4 protein-coding genes are annotated in these 4,107 nt (G+C 50.3%); 2 read left to right on the top strand and 2 right to left on the bottom strand.

Annotation, left to right across the window (positions count from 1 at the left end):
• The coding region (locus AB7E14_RS21425) for an inorganic phosphate transporter (protein WP_428169927.1) at nt 1–352 on the bottom strand (352 nt) is incomplete at its 3' end.
• Between the two features lie 395 nt (nt 353–747).
• On the opposite strand from AB7E14_RS21425, the gene AB7E14_RS21420 reads away from it, so the two are divergent.
• Together AB7E14_RS21420 and AB7E14_RS21415 are read left to right on the top strand one after the other, a co-directional pair.
• Nucleotides 748–1,530 carry a hypothetical protein gene (locus AB7E14_RS21420; protein ID WP_058587899.1) on the top strand — a complete coding sequence of 261 codons (783 nt, stop codon included), beginning with the start codon at nt 748–750 and terminating at the stop codon, nt 1,528–1,530.
• A 306-nt stretch (nt 1,531–1,836) separates the two neighbouring features.
• Nucleotides 1,837–2,952, top strand: coding sequence for an AI-2E family transporter (locus tag AB7E14_RS21415; protein ID WP_044327080.1), 1,116 nt, complete (start codon nt 1,837–1,839; stop codon nt 2,950–2,952).
• A gap of 40 nt (nt 2,953–2,992) precedes the next feature.
• On the opposite strand, the gene AB7E14_RS21410 is transcribed toward AB7E14_RS21415, so the two are convergent.
• Complete coding sequence (locus AB7E14_RS21410; protein WP_428169928.1) at nt 2,993–4,072, bottom strand: 4Fe-4S binding protein; 1,080 nt, start codon at nt 4,070–4,072, stop codon at nt 2,993–2,995.
• Between the last annotated feature and the right edge of the window lie 35 nt (nt 4,073–4,107).

Raw genomic sequence — 4,107 nt, 5'->3', positions numbered from 1 at the left:
CCGGTAACCCGAAATACCAGGTTCCAAGGTTCCAGATAATCGCCGCCAGTAACAGGGAAAAAATCATCGCGAGGCCACGTGACGACCCCATATTGAGCAGTAAATCCGTGGGTAGCATATGCACAATGGCATAGGCAACGCTGAGTCCGCCCAGCAGGACGCCAAAGAAGTTGAAAACCGCCGCCATCATCACTGCCAGTTGGGGTTGCATGGCCCGGGTATAAATGACGGTCGCGACCGCATTGGCGGTGTCGTGAAATCCGTTTATGGCTTCGTAAAACAGGACAAAGACCAGCGCAGGTAAAAGCATCAAGCCGGTATATAAATCCAGACCAGAAAATAAATGTAGCATAGGGGATATACCGCCATTTTGAAGAGACGAACGGGCGCATTATCAGTGACTTTCGTGATTCGGGCAAAGTGAAATATCACCTTTTTTTGATATGACATCCGTATCGCATTATTTTTTGGATGATTATTTTTATCTAATTCAACGGAGTAGGCGATAATTTAGAAGCGAGAGACATGCTTTTCTGGTTTTAATAATGAAATGAATGTCGATTGAGTCATTAGGCGAATCTGCATATATTCTCAACAATATAAAAGCGGAGTCTATAAAAGATTTATAAATATTTATTTTGTGAATGATTGAAAAAGGATAAATCCTGTTTTGTGGTGAGGTACTTCAGGTATATAATTATTTTCGCTATACAGGAATATATCGGTTTAGATAAGGAGCCGGGTAAAATGGATTTCAGGTCAGTAATATTGTCATGTGTAACCCTCTCTTCTTTGGTGGGTTGTGTCACGCATTCCCCCATTGATGCGAAGAAAACCACATCGCAGGTGGAGAGCTCTGGCCGAAATACGACGTCACCCTCCTGGCTGACGGACAAAGATATTTTTGGTAATGAAACCACGCTGGCGATCTCTGAAGACGATATTCAGGCGGCACTGGCAGAAGACAATTTTCGCGTACCGCTGAACTCACCCGTCATTCTGGTACAGTCTGGCAATCGGGCGCCAGAGACGGTCATGCAGCAGGAAATGAGCCGCTATTACACGGTTGCGACGTTTTCCGGCATTCCGGACAGGCAAAAAAAAGCGATCTGTAATAAAGACAAAAGCAAAGACGAGAACCAGGACGCGGCGGTTGCTGAGAATACCAACTGGATGCAGGCGCTACGCTACATTGCGGCGAAAGGGCATCAGAAAGCGATTATCGTTTATCAGGAGACGTTGCAGTCCGGTAGATTTGATGCCGCGACCAAAAGCATGGTCTGGTCGGATTTTAAAGCAGGGAAACAGCCTGACAGCACATCGCTACGCTATCTGGTGCGTTTCACGCTGGTAGATGTCGCGAGTGGCGATTGGGCGACCTGGTCACCGTTTAATTATGAGACCAAAATACTAACCCCGCAGCCTGGACAGAAGGCATCCGTAGAGACGGTGACAGAACAGCAGATTGTGCAACTCAAGCAACAAACGTATGCTGCAATGGTTAAGGATCTGGTGGCGCGTTATCAGTAACGCGCGACGTCTGCCATAGGTCATCCTGCTGGCAGACGGTTGCAGACGCTTCCCTAAACTGACCTGGCGTCCGTCCAGAGAGGCGGAACAGGTGTATTCAAGAAAGACGGGGAGACAGCGGCACTCCCTTCGTGTGGGTCGCCATTCAGCAACCCTTAAGCTAAATGACATTCCTTTTGGTGAAACAATAAGCACTATCACATTTTGAATGTGAAGTATTGGCTGGCGGTTTTCGTCTTGTCGGCTTTGTAAAATCCGCAATCAGTCCTATAGTCCACAGAGTTTCTTTGTTTACAGGATCCTCTAATGCGTTTTAACGGACTGAATAAAGGGTTTTTCCTCTTTCTTCTCGCCATGGTGACATGGGCTTTCTTCGACGTGCTGTCGCCATACTTCTCCGCCATTTTATGGGCTGCGATTCTGACGGTTATCTTCTACCCGGTAAAAAATAGGCTGCGTTCGGCGTTAGGGGAGCGTAACGGGGTAGCGTCTCTGCTGACGCTGGGTATCATCTGCCTGATCGTATTTATCCCGTTAATGCTGATCCTCTCCTCACTCGCCGTTGAACTGAATGTGGTGTACACCAAGCTGCAGCATAACGACGCTCAGTTTCCGGAAGTGGTGGCGAGCTTATTTGCGCATATGCCGGAGTGGGCGCGTTCGTTTCTTGCCGATCACTCCCTCGATAACGCCGCAAAAATCCAGCAGAAGCTGTCGGATGTGGCGCTAAAGGGCGGGCAATATCTGGCCGGGAGCGCCTTCCTGATTGGCAAAGGCACCTTTGGTTTCGCGATCAGTTTCGGCATCATGCTCTACCTGCTCTTTTTCCTGCTCAAGGATGGCCCGTTTCTGGTTCGGCAGATCCTCGACTCGCTACCGTTGTCGAATTTCGTTAAGCAACATCTGTTTGCAAAGTTTGCGGCGGTCTCCCGGGCGACGGTAAAAGGCACGGTTGTGGTGGCGATCGTGCAGGGGACGTTGGGCGGAATTGCGTTTTACATTGTGGGGATTGATGGCAGCATTCTGTGGGGGGCGCTGATGGCGTTTCTGTCCCTGATCCCGGCAGTGGGTTCCGCGATCGTCTGGGTGCCAGCCGCCATTTATCTTTTTTCGACGCAGCAACTGTGGCAAGGCTTTTTCATCGTCGGTTTCTTCGTGGTGGTGGTAGGGCTGGTGGATAATATTCTGCGCCCCATTCTGGTCGGCAAAGATACCAAAATGCCTGATTACCTGATTCTTATCACTACGGTGGGCGGAATGGAGATTTATGGCATCAATGGTTTCGTCATTGGTCCACTCGTTGCCGCGCTGTTTATCGCCTGTTGGAACATTCTTTCCGGGCGCGATCACGCGGGGAATGCCGAAGAACTCGATAAAGATTTTATTGAGGATGGCATCGCTGAGGATAATAAATCCGAGTGATGCAAATCCGGATGGCGGCAGATACCCCATCCGGTATCCATTAATGACCAATCATTCTCGCTTCCGGGATCAACCGGAAGTAGAGGTGATCCGGCACTGGGCTGTTCCAGACGTCCATTAGCATCGCGAATGCGATAATGGCAAACATTATGCCGAGTACCAGCAGCGTCATCGCCATACCCGATAATGTTCCTCGCCGTATTTCAGCCTTTCCCGTCGGTGTCCGCAGGGAAAATGTCAGCGTTGAAGCCACCGGACAGGATTCCACACAGGTCATACAGCCAGTGCATTCAACCGTTCGCACCTGAATCAGCTTATCCACCGGGATTTGCGACGGGCAGTTTTTGGCACATTTCCCGCAATCAATACAGCTTTGCGCATTGCGGCGGATTTTGAATGGTGAGAGCAGGGAAAGCAGCCCGAGCAAGGCGCCATAGGGACACAGATAACGGCACCACGCGTTGCGAATGAACAGGCTTATGACCACCAGAAGGGCGACGCTCAGCAGGGTGATCGTGCCGATATTGCGAAAGAAATCGAGCATCTTCACATCGATAATAATCCCGTAGGCAGACATTAAAAAATACTGAATGCCCTGCGCTGGCATCGACAGCGAAATGTAGAGAAAAAAGGCCAGCAGCAGATATTTCAGGCTGCGCAGAGGGATATCCAGCCAACGGGGCAACGTAAAATTGCGACCAAACAATTTCTTACCCACATCGGCGATGAGTTCAGACAACGTACCTATCGGGCACAGCCACGAGCAGAACGACTTTTTGAGCAACAGACTTACCAGCATAAACGCGGCCAGCAGCAGCATGGCGGCGGTGTGAACAGGGGGAAGGATGCCGGTTTCCAGCGTATAGCGCAGGTTCATCAGGCCTGCGATGGGCAGCCAACCTTCAATGCCGCCAGGTCGGGAAACGTACAGACTGGTGCCGCCGGTTTCGTAATAACGCACCCAGTAGTAAAACGTCACGCCAATATAAATATTGATCGCCATCAGCAGCCACTGCGTAGCTTTGCGCCAGGTGGAGGCATTACGCCAGTCGTTCCATGGCAGTTTACCGCCCGTTGTTCCGGGGCGGCGTTGCCAGCGCTTTCTGCTTTTGTCGCTCATTGCCTTCTGACGTCCATAAAGTGGCATTTTGAATG

The sequence above is a fragment of the Citrobacter sp. genome, assembly GCF_050252275.1.
In the GTDB taxonomy this organism is placed as follows: Bacteria; Pseudomonadota; Gammaproteobacteria; order Enterobacterales; family Enterobacteriaceae; genus Citrobacter_A; species Citrobacter_A amalonaticus.
This window is presented reverse-complemented; position numbering and strand designations above follow the sequence as displayed.